This window comes from Candidatus Igneacidithiobacillus taiwanensis (assembly GCF_031962545.1).
Classification (GTDB): Bacteria; Pseudomonadota; Gammaproteobacteria; order Acidithiobacillales; family Acidithiobacillaceae; genus Igneacidithiobacillus; species Igneacidithiobacillus taiwanensis.
The window spans coordinates 1-3,016 of record NZ_JAVRKK010000202.1 but is presented as its reverse complement, the minus strand read 5'-3'; the positions used below and the strand labels follow the sequence as shown (position 1 = coordinate 3,016).

General features: G+C 54.7%; 3 protein-coding genes. All 3 read left to right on the top strand.

What is annotated here, in order from left to right; translation table 11 throughout:
- Positions 1–1,257: cytochrome ubiquinol oxidase subunit I (locus RTI30_RS13655; protein ID WP_312284065.1), on the top strand; the 1,257-nt coding region annotated here is incomplete at its 5' end.
- Positions 1,258–1,302: 45 nt separating this feature from the next.
- Positions 1,303–2,436 carry a cytochrome d ubiquinol oxidase subunit II gene (gene cydB / locus RTI30_RS13650; RefSeq protein WP_312284064.1) on the top strand — a complete coding sequence of 378 codons (1,134 nt, stop codon included), beginning with the start codon at positions 1,303–1,305 and terminating at the stop codon, positions 2,434–2,436.
- 12 nt (positions 2,437–2,448) lie between these two features.
- A complete protein-coding gene (locus RTI30_RS13645; protein ID WP_312284063.1) occupies positions 2,449–2,652 on the top strand; it encodes a hypothetical protein in 204 nt (67 codons plus the stop codon).
- The last annotated feature ends 364 nt before the right edge of the window (positions 2,653–3,016 follow it).

Below are 3,016 nucleotides of genomic sequence, written 5' to 3'. Positions count from 1 at the left end.
TCCCCCAAGGCCCACTTGGTGGTGACGTACCTGGTGGCGCTGGGCTCCAACCTCTCGGCCCTCTGGATTCTCATCGCCAACGGCTTCATGCAGGATCCCCAAGGTGGAACGTTTGATCCCAATACCATGCGGATGCAGTTCACCAGCTTCATTGGCTTGATCTTTAACCCCGATGCCCAGGCCAAGTTTGTCCATACCTCGGTAGCTGGCTTTGTGACGGGCTCCATGTTTGTGATGGCCATCTCCGCGTACTACCTATTGAACAAAAGACATCGGGAGTTGGCCCTACGCTCCTTCCGGATCGCGAGTATTTTTGGGGTAATCTCCAGCGTCGGCGTGATCACCCTGGGGGATGCCTTGGGTTATATTGATGCCCACTCGCAGCCTACCAAGCTCGCCGCCATGGAAGCCATCTGGAAGACCGACAACCATCCGGTTTCGGCGCCTTGGAATCTGATCGCCATCCCCGATCGCCAAGCCCAGAAGAATGTATTTGAAATCAGCATTCCCTATATCCTGACCCCGTTGTTGACCCATACCGAAACCACGGTCATCCCCGGCATTCTTGACTTGGAGCAACAGGCCAAGCCCAAGATCGAGAATGGTATCAAGGCCATGCTCGCCCTCAAGGCCTATAATGCCGACCATGGTGACACGGCTGCCTTGGCGACCTTCAAGCAATATGAAAATGATATGGGCTATGGCTTCCTGGCCAAGGAATTTGCCCCCGATCAGGATCTGGCCAAAGTAAATCAAGCCAATCTTCCGAGCGTGCTCGACAAAACGGCCAAGGCCACCATTCCCAATGTCTGGGTGGAGTTTTGGGCCTTCCGGCTCATGGTCGCAGCGGGCTTTGCCATGTTGATCCTCTTTGCCTTTGCCGCTTACTACAGCTTGAAAAATCAAGTAGAACGGCATCCATTGCTGCTGAAAGTAGCACTTTGGAGTATCACTCTCCCCTGGATTGCAGTGGAGTTCGGCTGGATCACTGCCGAGAACGGGCGCCAACCCTGGACCGTGTATGGATGGCTCCCAACCTTTGTCTCGGCTTCCAGCCACTCTGTGGCTTACATGGTCTTTTCGTTGATTGGTTTTGCAGTCCTCTACAGCAGTTTCATCATTGCCGAGCTCTACCTGATGTTTAAATACGCCCGACTGGGTCCGCAGGAAGAGCACCACGGCGATGCGGCCCCGGCTGCTGGCGGTGGATTGGCAGGAAAACCGGCCTTTGCCAAAGCCAGTCTGGATCGGCAATAAAAAAATGCGGGGCACGTCTGCCCCGCCCAAAAGGAGCAACATACGATGGATGCTTATGTATTCTTGAAAGTCTTATGGTGGTTACTCCTGGGCATCTTGCTCATGGGGCTGGCCATCATGGTAGGAATGGACATGGGGGTGGGGACGCTACTGCGCTTTGTGGGCAAAAATGATGCCGAGCGGCGCATGGCCCTCAATGTCGTTGGTCCCCATTGGGATGGTAACCAGGTCTGGTTCATTCTGGGTGGTGGGGCGATTTTTGCCGCCTTCCCCAGCCTCTATGCCACGTCCTTTTCGGTATTCTACATTGTCATGATTCTCTTGCTCTTTAGCATGATCATGCGACCGGTGGCCTTCGAGTACCGCTCCAAGGTTCCTGCCGAGAAATGGCGGGATACCTGGGACTGGGCCTTTTTGATTTCCGGCGCACTGCCCATGATTGTGTATGGTGCGGCTTTTGGAAACATTCTCGAAGGAGTGGGCTTCCACTTTGGCTGGGATGGTCAGTATTATCAAACGGAGTCCTTCCTTTCCTATCTACTCAATCCCTTTGCCATCCTCTGTGGCCTGCTGTCCTTGAGTCTGGCCATGTATCAAGGGGCTGCCATGCTGATGATCCGGGGAACGGATCCCATCTATAGTCGGGCCAAAAAGATTGGCTCCGTAGCTGGGCTGGTCAGTGTGGTACTGTTCGTCATCGGTGGTTTCTGGGTATCCGGCCTGGACGGTTATGTGCTGCACCATGCGGATGCTGCCATGCCAGCCAATATTTCCGCCGCCCAGGATGTTACCCGGGTAGCGGGCGCTTGGTTGCACAACTATGCTGCGGCACCCATCCTCTGGCTGATTCCAGTCATTGCCATCCTGGCCATGCTGGCGGGAAGCTTGGCCATGCGCGCCAACAAGTCGACGTTGGCCTGGTGGCTGGGGGCCGTCGCCTGGATCGGCGTGCTCGGCACAGCGGGTGTCTCCATGTTCCCTTTCCTCATGCCCTCCAGCGACAACCCCGCCCAGAGCATCACGGTGTGGAACGGCACGGGTAGTGAATACAACCTGGTTTGGATGACCATCTTTAGTGCTATCTTCGTGCCTACCATCCTCGCCTACACAACCTGGTGTTTTCGGGTCATGCGCGGCAAGGTCAAGAGTCCGAGCCCAAGCGATACCCACGCCTACTAAGGAGTTTCTCCCATGAAAAACTTGCTTACCCTTGTAAGTGCTGCCGTCATCCTGGGCCTTGCACTCTTTCTTTCGGTGATCCTTGGCGACTATGGTCCGTGGTACTTTGCCTGGCTCATCGGGACCACCATGATCGTCCTCGTTTCGGCCGCAGGCGCAGCCATGTTCGATAGCCAGGACGAAGAAATGTCGCAGCAGGGCATTACCAAACGCTAGGAGGTCATCATGCAGTATGCCGATCTGGAAGATATTATTTTCTTTCTACCCGCTGTTTATATCGGAATCGCGGGAATCATGTACCTCTATACCCGCAAACGTTTCAAGTAGCATTACGTATTGCCGCTGACGTATCCTGGGGGCCTGCCGGCCCCTTTTTTCTGGAGGTGATTCAATTGCTAACAGAATCTTCACCGGACACATGGTAAGCGCTTGGGCATGACGGAAATCACACTACCTAATACCAGCAGCCAGGACCAGCAAAAATCACGCTGGATGCTTGCATCAACCGTCCTCAACGGCTTCCTTTCCATCTGCAAAATCGGATGGGGGTTATATTCCGGAAGTACGGTCGTCATCGCGG